Genomic DNA, 15,220 nt, shown 5'->3' on the forward strand with positions numbered 1-15,220 from the left:
AGGTGCGTCGAAATCTCGACAGAAGCGACTGCCCACAGCAAAAAGCGCACCGGAAATGCCCGACCTAGAGGCTCCGGTATTTCGACCATGGACTCGAACGTGGTTGGCCGAAACGCTGTGGCAAGTCGGAGCGGTAGTCACTACCGAAAAAAGGGGAGGGGAGAAAGTTGCCAAACACCAATACCGACCTGGCGGATATTCAGGAATTAAATCTTTCCTATCTGCTGCTGGCTCAGAACTTGTTGCGCAAGGATCGTGAAGTAGCGATCTTCCGTTTGAAACTCAGCGAAAACATGGCGGACTTGCTGATCAAGTTGAGCAGCAAGCAGATGACCCAGTTGTCGCGGATCAATCAATTGATCTGTCGCCCGATTTTCGAAGAAGCCGAACGTATTTCCCGGGCCCTCGACAACTCCCGGGAGTTGGGCATGGTCGAAATCCACACGTCCCTGCTGATGGCGGCCGCCGACCGTTCCGATGGCCTGCTCAGCAGCGGTGGCTGAACCATGTCGGAGAAAAGTCTGGTTGCCGAGATGCAACAGGTGCATCTGGCCATCGAGCTGATCCAGCTGGGCGCTCGCCTGCAGGTGGTGGAAACCGAAACCTCCCTCAGTCGCGGGCGGCTGATCCGCCTGTACAAGGAAGTCCGAGGCGCGCCGCCGCCCAAGGGCATGCTGCCGTTTTCCACGGACTGGTTCGTGACCTGGCTGCCGAACATCCATTCGTCACTGTTCTACAGCATCTACCGCAGCATGCTGGAGATCGGCGGGCACCGTATCGACGCCTTCATCAAGGCCTATCGGCTGTACATGGAACACGCCGGCGACCCCGACAGCGAGCGGGTGCTGGGCCTGACCCGGGCCTGGACCCTGGTGCGCTTCGTCGAGAACGGCATGCTCGAACAGATTCGCTGCTCCTGCTGCAGCGGCGACTTCATCGCCCACTCGCATACACCCAAGCAGAACTACGTCTGCGGCATCTGCCAGCCACCCTCCCGGGCCGGCAAGACGCTCAAGCGTCGCGAGCTCGAGCCCGACGACCTCGACAGCCTGCGGCCCGTCCGGCAGCGATAATCCGCCAGGTTTTCTCAAGTCGCCCCTCGCCGTTGCCGATCTTCAGCGGTCTTTCACTGGAACCTGAGGAGCGGCGACATGCTCATTCTGATAGGCCTTTCCGTGGCGCTGGCTTCGGTGTTCGGTGGCTTCGTGCTGTCCGGTGGCAGCCTGGGCCCGCTGTACCAGCCTACCGAGTTGCTGATGATCGCCGGGGCCGCGTTGGGCGCCTTCATTGCCGCCAACAACGGCAAGGCGATTCGTGCCACGTTCGGTGCGGTCTCGAAGTTCAGGCGCAGCGCCGGCTACGACAAGGCGTTCTACATGGACCTGCTGTCGATGATGTACAACCTGCTGAGCAAGGCGCGGCGCGAAAGTCTGCTGGCGGTCGAGCGGGACATCGACAACCCGCGGGAAAGCCCGGTGTTTTCCCAGTACCCCAGGCTGCTGGACGACCCGCTGGTGCTCGGCTTCGTCGTCGACTACCTGCGGGTGCTGATCAGCCTGTCGATCCAGGCCCATGAACTCGACGAACTGATGCAGCACGAAATCGAGGAGTTCGAGCACGAGGCGCACCTGCCATCGGATGCCCTGTACAAGGTCAGCGATGGCCTGCCGGCGTTTGGCATCGTCGCCGCGGTGCTGGGTGTGGTTAAGGCGCTGAGCGCGGTCAATGTCGGTCCGGACATGATGGGCCTGATGATCGCTCACGCGCTGGTCGGTACCTTCCTCGGCATCTACCTCGCCTACGGCGTGGTCGCGCCGCTGGCCAGCCGCATCGAGCGGCAGACCGCCGAGTCGGTGAAGATGCTGCATTGCCTGCGGGTCACGCTGCTCGCCTATCAGCAGGGCATCCCCCCGCAACTGGCCGTGGAGTTCGGCCGCAAGGCGCTGCATATCAGTGAGCGGCCCAGCGCGGATGAGCTGGAAACCTTCGTGCGCGGCGGCGGCGCCCGACCTGAGGTGGCCACCGCATGAACGAACAGCCGCTGATCATCCGGCGCAAGAAAAAGGCCGCCAAGGGCCACCACGGCGGTGCCTGGAAAATCGCCTTCGCCGACTTCATGACCGCGCTGATGGCGCTGTTCCTGGTGCTGTGGGTGCTGTCCAACGCCGGCAAGAGCGACAAGGACGCCATCGCCGAATACTTCAGCACACCGTTGCTGGTGGCCATGAGCAACGGCGACAAAAGCTCCGCCAGTACCAGCGCGATTCCTGGCGGGGGCACCAACCCGAGCGTCTCCGAGGGCGAAACCGCGCGCAAGGCGCGGCGGCCCACACGCTTGTCCAGCGAGGAGCGGCGGCACCTGCAAGCGCTCAAGCAGCGCCTGGAAAGCGCGGTGGAGCGCGACCCCAGACTCAGTGAGCTGAAGCAGCAGATCGCCATCGAACTCAGCCCCGAGGGGCTGCGGGTGCAATTGCTGGATACCGACAAGCGCCCGATGTTCGAACTGGGCAGCGCCCGGGTCGCGCCGTACATGAGCCAACTGCTGCGCACCTTCGCGCCGGTGCTCAACGAGTTGCACAACCGTATCCAGATCAGCGGCCACACCGACAGCCATCCGTACTCCGGTGGCGAGGCCGGCTACAGCAACTGGGACCTGTCCGCCGACCGGGCCAAGGCGTCGCGCCAGGAACTGGTGGCCGGCGGGCTTGACCCGGAGAAGCTGCTGCGGGTGTCCGGCATGTCCGATCGCATCCTCTTCCACGGCGCCGGCCCGTTCGATGCGGTGAACCGCAGGATCGAGATCATCGTGCTGGACAGCCAGGTGGCGGAGCGGATCCTCAACCAGGAAGAGTTCACCGCGCCGCAGGCTGGGCAATCGGGGCAATAAGGCGGGATTAGCGCGGGTTTTTGGCGATTCGACAGCGGCACCGGCTACGCACAATAGCCCAATCACTTTGTGCCGCTCCCACAGGGCCGCGTTGCGCCCCTGGCGTACAGCAAGGCCTGTCTCATGTCCGAAACCAGCACCGAAGACCGCACGGAAGCGGCCACGCCCCGGCGCATCGAGAAAGCCCGGGAAGAAGGGCAGATCGCCCGTTCCCGTGAATTGAGCACCTTCATCATGCTGCTGGCCGGCGTCGGTGGGCTGTGGGGCATGGGCGGACACCTGTACGACCGCCTCGGCGGCATCGTCGAGCGTGGGCTGCTGTTCGATCGTGGCCAGCTCTTCGACACCTCGCGCATGCTCGCCAGCGGCTGGAACCTCGGCCAGTCGGCGCTGCTGGCGCTGGTGCCGTTCTTCGCCCTGATGGTTTTCGCCGCGCTGGTGGCGCCCGCCTTGCTCGGTGGGCTGGTTATCACCCTGGGGGCGCTGAAGCCGCGCTTTTCCCGGGTCAACCCGGTGAGCGGGCTGGGGCGGCTGTTTTCCATGCAGGTGCCGGTAGAACTGGCCAAGGCAGTGGCCAAGGCCGCACTGATCGGCACCGTGCTTTATCTGTTTCTCGACAGCCACCTCGGCCAACTGCTGGGCTTGCCGAAACTGCCGCCCCAGCAGGCGCTGGTGACGATGATGGCGTTGACCGCGAAAGCCTGCGCCACCTGCGTGGCGGCGCTGATCGTGGTGGTCGGCATGGACGCGCCGTACCAGCTCTGGACCTACGCCAGGAACCTGCGCATGTCCAAGGAAGAAATACGCCAGGAGCACAAGAATTCCGACGGCGACCCCCACGTCAAGGCGCGCATCCGCCGTCTGCAGCAAGCCCGCGCGCGGCGGCGGATGATGAGCAAGGTGCCCAAGGCCGACGTGGTCGTCACCAACCCCAGTCACTTCGCCGTCGCCCTGAGCTACCGCAAGGACAAGGACGGCGCACCGCGGGTTGTCGCCAAGGGTGCCGACGCGGTGGCCCTGCGCATCCGCGAGATTGCCGAGGAACATGAGCTGCCGATCCTGGAGGCGCCGCCACTGGCCCGTGCCCTGTATTTCCACGTCGATCTCGACCGGCAGATCCCCATGGAGCTTTACACCGTCGTTGCCGAGGTGGTGGCCTGGGCCATCCGCCTCAAGCGCGTTGCCGAATATGGCGGACCGATGCCGCCCGTCCCGCACAACCTGGATGTCCCCGACGGCATGGACCGGCCGGGACGCCGCCCCAAACCCGCTGAGGACCCACCCCACCCATGAAAGGCCTGAACGCCCTGTTGCGCCGCGATGCCTGGCCCGCAGGCGCCGACCTGAAGATCATGACCGGCCCGGTGCTGATCGTGCTCATCCTGTCGATGATGATCCTGCCGCTGCCGAGCTTCATCCTCGACCTGTTGTTCACCTTCAACATCGCCCTGGCGATCATGGTGCTGATCGTCAGCATGCTCACCGAGAAGCCGCTGGACTTCTCCGCCTTCCCGTCGGTGCTGCTGTTCACCACGCTGTTGCGCCTGTCGCTGAACGTCGCCTCGACCCGGGTGATCCTCATGCACGGCCACACCGGTACCGATGCGGCGGGCAAGGTGATCGAGGCGTTCGGCGAATTCCTCGTCGGCGGCAACTTCGCCGTGGGCCTGGCGCTGTTCCTGATCCTGGTGACTATCAACTTCATGGTCATCACCAAGGGCGCCGGGCGTATTGCCGAGGTGGGTGCGCGCTTCACCCTGGACTCGATGCCCGGCAAGCAGATGGCCATCGACGCCGACCTCAACGCCGGTCTGATCGGCGAGCCTGAAGCCCGCCGGCGGCGCAAGGAAGTCGCCCAGGAAGCCGACTTCTTCGGCTCCATGGACGGTGCCAGCAAGTTCGTGCGTGGTGACGCCGTGGCCGGTCTGGTGATCATGGCCGTGTGCGTTATCGGCGGTCTGGCCATCGGTCTGCTGCAGCACGGCATGAGCTTCGCCGACGCCGCCCACACCTACACCATGCTGACCATCGGCGACGGCCTGGTGGCGCAGATTCCGGGCCTGGTGATCTCCATCGCCGCCGGTGTGATGGTGTCGCGGGTCAACACCGAGGAAGACGTCAGCCGGCAGATGATCGGCCAACTGTTCAGCCGGCCGAAGATGCTGATGATGACCGCCGGTGTGATGGGCCTGCTGGGCCTGGTACCGGGCATGCCCAACCTGGTGTTCCTGCTGCTGACCGCGCTGCTTGGCGGGCTGGGCTGGTGGTTCTCGAAACAGGAACAGCAGGCGGAGCCGAAGCCGGCGTCGGCGGTGGCGCCCAAGGCGGCGGTGCAGAGCAGCGAGGCGAGCTGGGACGACGTGCGCCTGGTGGACACCTTGAGCCTGCGGGTCGGCCATCGCCTGATTCCGCTGGTGGACATGCGCCAGCAGGGCGAGCTGAGCACGCGGATCAAGAGCCTGCGCAAGAAATTCGCCCAGGACATGGGCTTCCTGCCGCCGGTGATCCATGTGCGTGACAACCTGGAGCTGGCGCCCAACACCTACCTCATCAGCCTCAAGGGCGTGGAAGTCGGGCGTGGCGAGATCTACCCCGGCAAATGGCTGGCGATCAACCCGGGCAAGGTCACCGGGCAACTGGAAGGCAAGGAGGCCGTGGACCCGGCGTTCGGTCTGCCGGCCATCTGGATCGACCCGAGCCTGCGCGAGCACGGACAGATCTACGGCTACACGGTGGTGGACGCCAGCACCGTGGCCGCCACCCACCTCAACCACCTGTTGCACCAGCACGCCAAGGACATGCTCGGCCGCAGCGAGGTGCAGAAGTTGCTGGACAAGCTGGGCGGCGACAGCAAGGGCCTGGTGGAAGAGGTGGTGCCCAAGCTGCTGACCCTGACCCAATTGCAGCGGATCCTGCAGAACCTGCTGGAAGAGAACGTGCCGATCCGCGACCTGCGCACCATCCTCGACGCGCTCTCCGAACACGGCGGTGCGCAACAGCCGCCGGACATCCAGGAGCTGACGGCTGTGGTGCGTGTGGCGCTTGGACGTTCCATCGTCAACCAGTACTTCGGCAACAAGGCGGAGCTGCGGGTGATCGGCCTCGACTTCAACCTGGAGCAGGTGGTGATGCAGGCGGTGGGCAATGGCGGCGCGCTGGAGCCGAGCCTGGCCGACACCCTGATGCAGGAAACCACCAAGGCCCTCAAGCGCCAGGAACTAGGCAACGACCCGGCGGTGCTGGTGGTACCCAACCGCCTGCGCCAGGTGCTGGCGCGCTTCCTGCGCCGGCGCTTGCGGCAACTGACGGTGATTGCGCTGAGCGAGATCCCTGATGACCGCACCTTGCGTATCACCAGCATCATCGGCGCGCCTTCGGCCTGATGGGGCCATCGCTGGCTAAACCCCGAATACCCTCCGAATCAGGTGGTTTTTCCACGCATGCCGCGTCAGACCCTGCCCCGATAATCCCGACGTGGTTCGCGACCCCTCTTGTTCTTCACAGGCACGCACGATGTATACGGCACAAGGCAGGATGTACCAGCAGGAGCTGCTCGAGCAGTACCTGCCCTTGGTCAAGCGTCATGCGCTGAACCTCAAGACCCGGCTGCCGCCCAGCATCGACCTCGACGACCTGATCCAGGCCGGCAGCATCGGCCTGCTCGACGCCATCACCCGCTACGACAACAGCCAGGGCACCACCTTCGGCACCTTCGTCGTGCACCGCATCCGCGGCGCCATGATCGACGAGCTGCGCACCCGCGACTGGGCGCCGCGCAGCGTCCGGCGCAATGCCCGGTTGCTGGAAAATACCCTCACCAGCCTGGAACAGCGCCTGGGGCGCTCGGCCAGCGAGCGCGAGGTGGCGGCGGCCATGGGCCTGTCGCTGGCCGAGTACCACCAGTTGCTCTGCGACACCAACGGCAGCCAGATGCTGCCCATCGACCTGGTGAACGAAGAGCTGCTGGACACGTCCGAAGCCCAGGGCCGCAACCCCTTCAACGAACTGCTGGAAGACCGCAACCGCGGCCGCCTGATCCGCGCCATCGACACCCTGCCCGAGCGCGAGCGGCTGCTGATGGCGCTGTATCACCAGGAAAAACTCAACATGCGCGAGATCGGCCTGGTACTGGATATCAGCGAGTCCCGCGTGTGCCAGTTGCACAGCCAGGCCATCGCCCGCCTGCGCTCGAAACTGGCGGACTGAGCGAGCGGAAATACGCCGCTGCGACGGGCTTATCCCGGGCTTTGTCCACAGGGCCCGGTGCTAGCCTGACGGCCTGTTCTGATCTCTGGGGAAGTCATGAAAATCAGCGTGTTTGGTTCCGGATACGTGGGCCTGGTGGCGAGCGCCTGCCTGGCCGATGTCGGCCATGACGTCCTGTGCATGGACATCGATCCCTGGCGCATCGAACTGCTCAATGCGGGTGAAATTCCCATTCATGAACCGGGGCTCAAGACCCTGGTCGATACCAACCTGCGGGCCGGTCGCCTGCGCTTCAGTACGGACGTTGCCGAGACGGTCGCCTTCGCCGAACTGCTGTTCATCGCCGTCGGTACACCGCCAGACGAAGACGGCTCGGCCGACCTGCAGTACGTGCTGTCGGTGGCCCGGGACATTGGCCGGCACATGGACGACTACAAGGTGGTGGTGGGCAAGTCCACGGTGCCGGTCGGAACGGGTGAGCGGGTGCGGTGCGCCATTGCCGCCGAGCTGGCGGCGCGGGGACGCAAGCTGCCATTCGACGTCTGCTCCAATCCGGAATTCCTCAAGGAAGGCGCCGCCATCGACGACTTCACTCGCGGCGCACGCATTGTCGTCGGCACCGACTCCGAGGTGGTCAGGCGGCTGATGCGCGAGTGCTACGCGCCCTACAACCGGCATCACGACAAACTGATGTTCATGAGCCTGCGGGCCGCCGAGCTGACCAAGTACGCGGCCAACGCCATGCTGGCGACCAAGATCAGCTTCATGAACGAAATGGCCAACCTGGCCGAGCACCTGCGGGTGGATATCGAGGAAGTGCGCCACGGGATCGGCAGCGACCCGCGTATTGGCTACGACTTCATCTATCCGGGCTGCGGCTATGGGGGCTCGTGTTTTCCCAAGGACCTGCAGGCCCTGAGCCGCAGTGCCCGCGAGGTCGGCTACGACCCGCAACTGCTGAGCGCGGTCGAGGCCATCAACCAGCGACAGAAGGCTTCGTTGTTCAGAAAGCTGGAGCGTGCCCTGAACGGCCAGGTGCGGGGCAAGACCATCGCCGTCTGGGGGCTGGCGTTCAAGCCCGATACCGACGACGTGCGGGCCGCGCCGAGCCGCGAGCTGATGGAAGCGCTGTGGCAGGCCGGTGCGCGGGTGCAGGCCTACGATCCCGAGGCCATGGGTGAATGCCGGCGGCTGTATGGCGAGCGCGATGATCTGCTGCTGGCCGGGGATCGCAAGCAGGCGGTTGAAGGGGCGGATGCGCTGGTGATCTGCACCGAATGGAAGGCGTTTCGCAGTGTCGATTTTCACTGGTTGCGCCAGCAGTTGCGGGCTGGGGTGGTGATCGACGGGCGCAATCTCTATGAGCCGCGTGCGGCGGCGAATGCCGGGTTGACCTACCTGGCTGTCGGGCGGGGCTGATTCTTCTGGTGCTGCTGATGGCCTCATCGCTGGCAAGGCCAGCTCCCACAGGTACTGGACTCACCGGCCCTTGTGGGAGCTGGCCTTGCCAGCGATGAGGCCGTCAGAAACAACTACTCAACTGGCATACGCCACCTCGTTGTAACTCGCCACCAGCCAGGTCAACTCATCCCGTGGCACCTCCGCCAGCGGCTGCAGGTCGAAGCGCGCCATGCGCCCGACATGCGCGGTCGGCTTCGCCAGCCGCTCGACCACGTGGTAATGCGGTCGGTCCAGATAGTCGTCGAACAGCACGATGGTCGGCTTGCGTACCCGCAGGAAGGCGGTGACGAAGCAGGCGATGCGGAAGCGACCATCGATCAGGATCACATCCGGCGCCTCGAAGAACGGTTCGTCCCAGATCTGCAGCGGGTAGGTGTGAAAACGCTTCCACGCACTGGCATTCTTCGGCCGCGCCCAGGCGCCGGTCGGGCCGACATTCACCGGGTACAGGCGCGGCGGCGAGGGCAGGTTGGCATCTTCGATCCAGCGCTGCATGCCCTGTGCCCAGCGCAGGTCGTTTTCCACCGAGAACACGGTCTTGCCCGGCATGCGCCCGGCCAGCAGGGTCGAGCCGCCGCTGCCGTACTCGAGGATCACCGAGGCCTCGGTGTAGCGCTTGCGCACATAACGCCCCACCTCCGTCGGGAAGGTCAGTTGCGGTTCTTCGAACGGCACCTCTGCAACCGGAGCCTCGGGCACCGGGCCGGCGGGGCGGGTCGATTCAAGGCGGCAGTGGCGCACGTAACGCGCCGCGGCGTCTTCGCCCAGGTTGCCGAGCAGTTGCAGGGCCACGTCCCTGGCGTCGTACACCGTGTGCAGCAGGAAGGCCAGCTTGCGCCGCGGGTTCTCGGCAAGGCTGGCCAGGCGCTGGGCGTCCGGCAGGAACACGGCATCGGCGCACACCAGGTGCGATGCCGCGAAGCCCGACGCGGCGAGGTCCTGATGCTGAAGGTTGTGCAGCCGGTGGAACACGAACCCGAGCGCTGCTAGGCGCTGGCTGAGGCTGGTCAGGTCGGGCTGCCGGGCATGGGTCGGCACGAAGCTGATCCGCGCCTGCACCAGCAGGGTATCGGCCAGCAGGCGGGTGCCGTGGTCGAGGATTGCGATGCTGTCGTTGAGGTTGTCCAGCAGCAGCCAGTCCACCCCTTGCAGCCCCTCGATCGCATCCGGGCGAACCGTCGCCAGTGGCAGCCTCGCCAGCACCTGCGGGCTGGCCAGAGGCTCCAGGGTGGCGCTCAGTGCCGGGTCGAGGCAGGCGCGCAATGTCGTGGGCTGGCCGTTGCCCAGGGCGGTGTTGGGGTAGTAGTGCAGCTCGCCCAGTTGGGCCAGTTGCTTGGCATTGCCGATGCGGCTGGCCGGGTCGAAGGCGATGGTCGAGAGCACGCCAAGGCGCTGCAGGCTGACGAAGCGCGGCGTCGCCAGCAGGGTGGCGCCGTGGTCGAGGGTGATGATGCGCCCCTGGAACCTGAAGCTGAAACCTTCGTCCGCTGCGGGGGCCGGCGGATGCCTGAGAATCACGGCGTCGATGTCGCCCTCGAAGAAGGCCCGGCCCTGTTTGTCCAGGGTCAGGGCCGCTGCGGGCTGCGCCGCACAGTAGCGCTGCCAGATCGCCCGCAGCGCCGTGCTCAGGTGGCCGGCGAAGCGCTGGCTGTCGCACACCGGCGAATCCATCAGCACCCGGCGCAGGAAGTTGCGGATCAGGTCGAGGTTCTTCAGGTCGCGGGCCAGCCCGGCGGCCCGTTGTACGTAGTGTTCCCAGCTGTCCACCACCAGCTCCGGCAGGCCGGCGTTGACCAGGTGAGTGGCGGAGTGACGGCCGGCGAACGTCGGGCCGGGCAGGGTCACCACCGGCACGCCCATCAGCAGCGCCTCGCAGGTGGTCAGGCCGCCGGAGTAGGGCCAGGGATCGAGGGCGATATCCACGCGGTTGTAGCTTTCCAGCAGGCTCTTGTGGCCCACCGGCCCCTCGACCATCACGCGCTCGGCGGCGATGCCGCGCTCACCAAGAATGTCATGCACATGCTGGCGCAGTTCCGGGTTGGCGAAGGCGCCGCCCTTGAGCAGCAGGCGCGAATCGGGCACGGCGTGAAGCAGGTCGGCCCAATGCCCCAGCAGTTCGTCGTTGACCTTGGTCGGGTTGTTGAAGCAGCCGAAGGTGACGAAGCCGTTGGCCAGCGCCGGTAGCGGCCGGACATCTGGCGTATAGGGCGGCGGGTCGTAGCAGATGTAGTCGTCGGGCAGGCGGATCAGTTTTTCGGTGTAGAAGGCGTCTTCGCCCGGCGGCGACTCGATCGCATCGCTGAGCAGGTAGTCGATGGCGTCGAGGCCGGTGGTGTTGATCAGGCCACCGACCCATTTCACCAGCAGCGGCGCGGGTTGCAGCGCCATGGTGCCCATGCGGTTGCCGGCGTTGTGGCCGCTGAGGTCGATGAGGATGTCGATGCGGTCATCGCGGATCTGCCGCGCCAGTTGCGGGTCGTCCATGTGCCGGATCGGCCGCCAGTCCTGCACGCGTGCACGGATCCGCCGGGTCAGGTGGTCGCTGACCTGGCTGCTGCTGTAGGCGAAGAGCTGGAACTGATGCGCCGGTAGCCGTTCCAGCACGCCGACGATCATGTTGCCCACTGGGTGCTGGCGCAGACCATCGGACACCAGGCCGATGCGCAACTGACGGTCCGGCGACAGGTCGTCGGGCTGCGGCCTTGGTGGCACCGTGGTCGGGCCGAAGCGGGTCTGCCATTCCTTGCACACCTCGAAGATGTAATCGCGGCTGCGCAGCGGGTCGTAGTGCAGGGTGGTCAGGCGGTTGGAGTAGGGCAGCACGTCCTTGCGCCCGGCCAGTTCCGTGGCCCGGCAATAGTGTTCGTCCGCCCGTTGCAGCTGGCCGATGTCCTTGTACAGGTTGGCCAGGTTGTTCCAGTGGCTGTAGTCGTTCGGTTCGCGCTGGATCAGGGCCTCGAACACCTCGATGGCTTCGCCGTGGCGGTCGAGGCGGTTGAGGATCAGCCCCCTGCGCGACAGCATCCGGCAATGGTGTGGTTGGCCTTGCAGCGCCTGGTCGATGTGCTCCAGCGCCAGGCCGAACTGGCCTTTTTCGAAGTGCAGTGTGGCCAACCGGTGATGGGCCGGGACGAACCCCGGCGCCAGGTCCAGGGCGCGGTTGGCGAGGTTCTCGGCGCGTTCGGCATCCCCCAGTTTCTGCGCGGCCTTGGCCACCAGCTCCAGGGCTTGCGGGTCGTCCGGGCGCAGGTGCAGGGCCTGTTCGAAGCTGCTCAGGGCCTGTTGCGGGTCGGCGCTCAGCAGCAGATTGCCCAGAGTCTGCCAGGCGCCGGCATCCTCGGGTCGGCGTTCGCACAGCCGGCGCGCCTGGGCGAGATCGACAGGGGCCGCGTTGCGGGAATAGGGCGGACGGGCGCGGTGGGTCTTGGACATGAAGAACGGCCTGTGGCGAAGGGGAGCTTGTTCGAATGCTAGCGCCGTGGCGGGGCGGTCAAAGCGCCGATAAGCCGCCGTGCAAGCCCGGCATTAGGCGGATTGGCGACAAAAAAAGGGCGCGGCTTGCGCCGCGCCCTTCTTGAATAACCAGGCGTGCAACGACCTGGCTTATTGCAGCAGCGACAACATCTGCTGCGGCATCGAGTTGGCCTGGGACAGCACCGAGGTACCGGCTTGCTGCAGGATCTGCGCGCTGGTCATGGCCGACACTTCGGTGGCGTAGTCCACGTCCTGAATGCCCGAGCGGGCAGACGTCAGGTTGGTGACCGTGGTGGAGATGTTGGTGATCGCCGAGTCGAAGCGGTTCTGGATCGCACCGAGGTCCGAACGCATCGAGTCCACCGTGTTCAGCGCGTTGTCCAGCGCGGTCAGGGTGTTGGTGGACTTCTTGCTGACTTCGTTCTCGGTATCGATGGTGATGGTGGCGGTCGTGGTGCTGCCGCTGGTGGTCTTGGTGACTTCGGCGGCGTAGGTCTTGCCACCCACGGTCAGGAAGTAGTCACCGTCGGCGTCCTGGGACAGGGTGCCGCCGCTGACGGTGGTGCCCGAGCTGTCGACGTAGCTGGTGTTGGTGGAGGTGATCGCGGTGCCCGAAGCGTCGTTCAGGGTGACGGCGGTCAGGGTGGTGTCGTAGCCGTTGACGTTGAAATCGCCCAGGCCCAGGGTGGTGGCGTTGATTTCCTTCAGGTCGATCTCGATGGTCTCGCCGTCGTTGGCGCCGACCTGGATGCTGATCTTCTGGTTGGACGACAGTACGTCCACGCCGTTGAACGAGGTCTGGCTGGAGATACGGTTGATCTCGTCCAGACGCTGGGTGATTTCATCCTGGATCGATTGCAGGTCGGACTGGGAGTTGGTGCCGTTGGCTGCCTGCACCGCCAGTTCACGGATACGCTGCAGGTTGTCGTTGACCTGGTCCAGCGCGCCTTCGGTGGTCTGCGCCAGGGAAATGCCGTCGCTGGCGTTGCTGCTCGCCTGCTCCAGACCGGTGATCTGCGAGCTCATGCGGTTGGCGATGGCCTGGCCGGCGGCGTCGTCGGAGGCGCTGTTGATCTTCAGGCCCGAGGACAGGCGCTCGATGGAGGTGCTCAGGCTGTTTTCCGAGGCGCTGAGGTTCTGCTGGGCGATCAGCGAAGTGATGTTGGTATTGATGACGGACATTTTGCGTTTCCTTTCGTGGTTGGGCACTGATGACAAACACGGATCTGGCGCAGAGCGCCTTCGTCTTGCTGACAGCGCGAACATCGGCGCTGCGAAAACCCACCTTTAGTTCCGGGGCGAAAAAATTTTCCGCCGGCTGCCGTCGCCCAAACTCATCGACAAAAGTGCCTGTGTTAGTCCCTTTGCCGGCGCCCCGCTGGCGCTATAACAGCGGCCACCCTAGTCAACGGCCGGCTGCCGTCACCGGAACCCCATGAACACATCGACCCTGATCGGCCTGCTCGTCAGCCTCTTTCTGCTGAGCGTGCTGCTGATGTTCTCGGCGCAGCATCCTGCGTTGCTTCTCGACCTGCCGAGCCTCGGCATTGTCCTCGGCGGCACCTTCGCCGCCACCTGCATCAGCTACCCCATGGCCGAAGTGCGGGCGATTCCCGGCCTGCTGGCCACCGTGCTGCGTTCCGAGCGGGAGCAGGCCGATGCGATCATCGAAGAACTGGTGGGCCTGGCCCGGCGCTGGAACGACGGCGACAGCCGCGGGGTGGAGAACGCCCTGGCCGAGGTGCGCAATCCGTTTCTCTGCTCGGGCGTGCAACTGCTGGTGGACCAGGTTGCCGAAGACGACATCCTCGAACTGCTGCAATGGCGCATCGCCCGGCTGCGGGCCAAGGAACACGCCGAGGCGCAGCTGTTCCGGGTGATGGCGGGCTATGCGCCGGCGTTCGGCATGCTCGGCACGCTGGTCGGGATGGTGAACCTGGTGTTCGTCCTGGGTGACGGCGATATCGGCAACGTCGGGCGGCAGATGGCGATGAGCCTGACCACTACCCTGTACGGCCTGCTGCTTGCCAACCTGCTGTGCAAGCCCATCGCGGTGAAGCTAGAACGGCGCACCGAGCGGCGTGTGGTGGTGATGAACATGATCCTGCAGGGCATCTCGATGATGGCCCGCAAGCGCAGCCCCGGCCTGATGCGCGAAACCCTCAAGTGCTTCGTCGCCCACTACCATGACGAACTGCGTGGCGAAGCCGCCCAGCGCACGGGCCGGCCGCTGCTGACCGTATGGCGGAGGCGCCCGTGAGCCTGCCCGAGATCGCCGCCAACCGCCAGGCCGACCACCGCCACTGGCTGGAGCACCAGCGCAACCTCGAACAGGAACTGGCGCGGGCCCGCGAGCGCCAGTGCAACCTCAAGCGCTCGGCCGTGACCTCGACCTGGCCGGACCTGCCGCCGGCGGACGGCGACAACGACGGCTGGATGCTGACCTACCTCGATTTGATCACGGTGCTGCTGGTCATGCTCATGGCGATGTTGGCTCAGGCACTGATCGCCCGGCATCCACCGATAGACACTGCGCCAGGGCCATCGCATGTCCTGGACATCGCCGGCCTGACCCGGATCGAGCCGCCGGGCGCGTTGCTGCGGGTGCCGCCGGTGATTGCCGAACCTGTGCCCGAACCCGAGCCGCCTGCGGTCGAAGCCGACGTGGCGCCGGTCGTCGAGGCGCCGATAGTGGAAGAGCCTGCCAACCCGCTGGCGGAACTGCCGCTGGACCAGTTGGGCGGCGATATCGAAGTCATCCGCAACGAGCGCAGCGTTAGCTTCCGCATCGACAGCAGCATCCTGTTCCCCAGCGGCCAGGCCGACCTCGACCCCCGTGGCATGGACGCTCTGAAACGTCTGGCGCAGGTGCTGCGCGGCATCCCTCATCGCATCACTGTGGCGGGGCACACCGATACGCGGACGATTCGCAATGATCGCTATCCGTCGAACTGGGAACTGTCCGGGGCGCAGGCAGCCAGTGTTGTGCGGTATCTGCAGCAGCAGGGGATTGCGAGTGGACGGTTGACGGCGGTGGGGCTGGCCGGGACGCAGCCGTTGGGGGATAACGGGAACGAGGAAGGACGGGCGCTGAACCGGCGGGTGGAGTTGACGCTGGAGCAGCAACAGCCCCAATGAAAAAGGCCCCGTGATTTCTCACGGGGCCTTCTCGTAGATGGCGCACTCGGCGGG

At 65.5% G+C, this 15,220-nt stretch carries 12 protein-coding genes; 10 read left to right on the forward strand and 2 right to left on the reverse strand.

Annotated elements, in window-relative coordinates; genetic code table 11:
* Positions 1 to 167: 167 nt before the first annotated feature.
* The 8 genes from flhD to AC05QJ_RS02015 all read left to right on the forward strand — a co-directional run bounded on the left by flhD (position 168) and on the right by AC05QJ_RS02015 (position 8,512).
* Positions 168 to 503: a flagellar transcriptional regulator FlhD gene (gene flhD, locus AC05QJ_RS01980; RefSeq protein ID WP_476745332.1), complete on the forward strand. Its 336-nt coding sequence runs from the start codon at positions 168 to 170 to the stop codon at positions 501 to 503.
* A 3-nt stretch (positions 504 to 506) separates the two neighbouring features.
* A complete protein-coding gene (flhC, locus tag AC05QJ_RS01985; protein ID WP_476745333.1) occupies positions 507 to 1,073 on the forward strand; it encodes a flagellar transcriptional regulator FlhC in 567 nt (188 codons plus the stop codon).
* A gap of 78 nt (positions 1,074 to 1,151) precedes the next feature.
* Entirely contained in the window at positions 1,152 to 2,030 is an 879-nt protein-coding gene (motA, locus tag AC05QJ_RS01990; protein ID WP_476745334.1) for a flagellar motor stator protein MotA, read from the forward strand.
* A complete protein-coding gene (motB, locus tag AC05QJ_RS01995) occupies positions 2,027 to 2,887 on the forward strand; it encodes a flagellar motor protein MotB (RefSeq protein ID WP_476745335.1) in 861 nt (286 codons plus the stop codon). The genes motA and motB overlap by 4 nt, the downstream gene beginning before the upstream one ends.
* 123 nt (positions 2,888 to 3,010) lie before the next feature.
* Entirely contained in the window at positions 3,011 to 4,180 is a 1,170-nt protein-coding gene (gene flhB, locus AC05QJ_RS02000; RefSeq protein WP_476745336.1) for a flagellar biosynthesis protein FlhB, read from the forward strand.
* Entirely contained in the window at positions 4,177 to 6,270 is a 2,094-nt protein-coding gene (gene flhA / locus AC05QJ_RS02005; protein ID WP_476745337.1) for a flagellar biosynthesis protein FlhA, read from the forward strand. The genes flhB and flhA overlap by 4 nt, the downstream gene beginning before the upstream one ends.
* A 130-nt stretch (positions 6,271 to 6,400) precedes the next feature.
* Positions 6,401 to 7,093, forward strand: coding sequence for an RNA polymerase sigma factor FliA (locus tag AC05QJ_RS02010; RefSeq protein ID WP_476745338.1), 693 nt, complete (start codon positions 6,401 to 6,403; stop codon positions 7,091 to 7,093).
* A 96-nt stretch (positions 7,094 to 7,189) separates the two neighbouring features.
* Entirely contained in the window at positions 7,190 to 8,512 is a 1,323-nt protein-coding gene (locus AC05QJ_RS02015; protein WP_476745339.1) for a UDP-glucose dehydrogenase family protein, read from the forward strand.
* A gap of 117 nt (positions 8,513 to 8,629) precedes the next feature.
* On the opposite strand, the gene AC05QJ_RS02020 is transcribed toward AC05QJ_RS02015, so the two are convergent.
* Positions 8,630 to 11,986, reverse strand: coding sequence for an O-linked N-acetylglucosamine transferase, SPINDLY family protein (locus AC05QJ_RS02020; protein WP_476745340.1), 3,357 nt, complete (start codon positions 11,984 to 11,986; stop codon positions 8,630 to 8,632).
* Between the two features lie 171 nt (positions 11,987 to 12,157).
* A complete protein-coding gene (locus AC05QJ_RS02025) occupies positions 12,158 to 13,210 on the reverse strand; it encodes a flagellin N-terminal helical domain-containing protein (RefSeq protein ID WP_476745341.1) in 1,053 nt (350 codons plus the stop codon).
* 253 nt (positions 13,211 to 13,463) lie between these two features.
* On the opposite strand from AC05QJ_RS02025, the gene AC05QJ_RS02030 reads away from it, so the two are divergent.
* Both AC05QJ_RS02030 and AC05QJ_RS02035 read left to right on the forward strand, forming a co-directional pair.
* On the forward strand, positions 13,464 to 14,288 hold the full coding sequence (locus AC05QJ_RS02030; RefSeq protein ID WP_476745342.1) for a motility protein A: 825 nt from the start codon (positions 13,464 to 13,466) through the stop codon (positions 14,286 to 14,288).
* A complete protein-coding gene (locus AC05QJ_RS02035) occupies positions 14,285 to 15,166 on the forward strand; it encodes an OmpA/MotB family protein (protein WP_476745343.1) in 882 nt (293 codons plus the stop codon). The genes AC05QJ_RS02030 and AC05QJ_RS02035 overlap by 4 nt, the downstream gene beginning before the upstream one ends.
* The last annotated feature ends 54 nt before the right edge of the window (positions 15,167 to 15,220 follow it).

The organism is Pseudomonas sp. TUM25319, from assembly GCF_056388475.1.

Excerpts from the sequence above, each read along its gene's own strand:
- motB (WP_476745335.1), top strand. The coding sequence starts at position 2,027 with ATGAACGAACAGCCGCTGATCATCCGGCGCAAGAAAAAGGCCGCCAAG.
- AC05QJ_RS02030 (WP_476745342.1), top strand. The coding sequence starts at position 13,464 with ATGAACACATCGACCCTGATCGGCCTGCTCGTCAGCCTCTTTCTGCTG.
- flhB (WP_476745336.1), top strand. The coding sequence starts at position 3,011 with ATGTCCGAAACCAGCACCGAAGACCGCACGGAAGCGGCCACGCCCCGG.
- flhC (WP_476745333.1), top strand. The coding sequence starts at position 507 with ATGTCGGAGAAAAGTCTGGTTGCCGAGATGCAACAGGTGCATCTGGCC.
- flhA (WP_476745337.1), top strand. The coding sequence starts at position 4,177 with ATGAAAGGCCTGAACGCCCTGTTGCGCCGCGATGCCTGGCCCGCAGGC.
- AC05QJ_RS02015 (WP_476745339.1), top strand. The coding sequence starts at position 7,190 with ATGAAAATCAGCGTGTTTGGTTCCGGATACGTGGGCCTGGTGGCGAGC.
- AC05QJ_RS02020 (WP_476745340.1), bottom strand. The coding sequence starts at position 11,986 with ATGTCCAAGACCCACCGCGCCCGTCCGCCCTATTCCCGCAACGCGGCC.
- AC05QJ_RS02025 (WP_476745341.1), bottom strand. The coding sequence starts at position 13,210 with ATGTCCGTCATCAATACCAACATCACTTCGCTGATCGCCCAGCAGAAC.
- motA (WP_476745334.1), top strand. The coding sequence starts at position 1,152 with ATGCTCATTCTGATAGGCCTTTCCGTGGCGCTGGCTTCGGTGTTCGGT.
- AC05QJ_RS02010 (WP_476745338.1), top strand. The coding sequence starts at position 6,401 with ATGTATACGGCACAAGGCAGGATGTACCAGCAGGAGCTGCTCGAGCAG.